Source organism: Vibrio sp. 1402, from assembly GCF_033340275.1.
The window spans coordinates 1-538 of sequence record NZ_JAWOWE010000626.1 but is presented as its reverse complement, the minus strand read 5'-3'; the positions used below and the strand labels follow the sequence as shown (position 1 = coordinate 538).

The window sequence follows — 538 nt, the reverse complement described above, 5'->3', positions numbered from 1 at the left end:
GATACAAAAAAAGCCTCATCACTGTGAGGCTTTTAACATTCATAATTGACAGTTTTCTCTTTAGGATTAAACCTTTAGGTTATGTTTGCCGTGAGAAACTTTCGCTCTAAGATAGTTTTCATTACCATCTTTAATGTGCGCCGAAGTATTGACAACTTCGGCAATCTCAATTCCGTATTCCGCTAATTCACGGATTTTCTTAGGGTTATTGGTCACAAGACGAATTTTCTTGATACCTAACGCTTCTAACATTTGTGCCGCTTCGGTGAAGTCTCTTAAATCATCATCAAAGCCTAAATGGTTGTTTGCTTCGTAAGTGTTCATCCCCTGGCTTTGCAGACGATACGCATCAATCTTGTTGTACAAACCGATACCACGGCCCTCTTGGCGAAGGTAAAGGATCACGCCGCCAGATTCGCCCATACGTTGGATCGTTTCTTCTAACTGCTCACCGCAGTCACAGCGAGATGAGTGGAAAACATCGCCAGTCAGACACTCGGAATGCATACGCACTAGCGGCGTGTCTTGCGTTTGATCC

Annotated in this window: 1 protein-coding gene; it reads right to left on the bottom strand. The window is 43.7% G+C overall.

Annotated elements, in window-relative coordinates; translation table 11 throughout:
- Positions 1-66 precede the first annotated feature (66 nt).
- Positions 67-538, bottom strand: a 472-nt coding sequence (locus R7044_RS27620) for a GTP cyclohydrolase II (RefSeq protein ID WP_225456284.1), incomplete at its 5' end; no start/stop codon positions are given.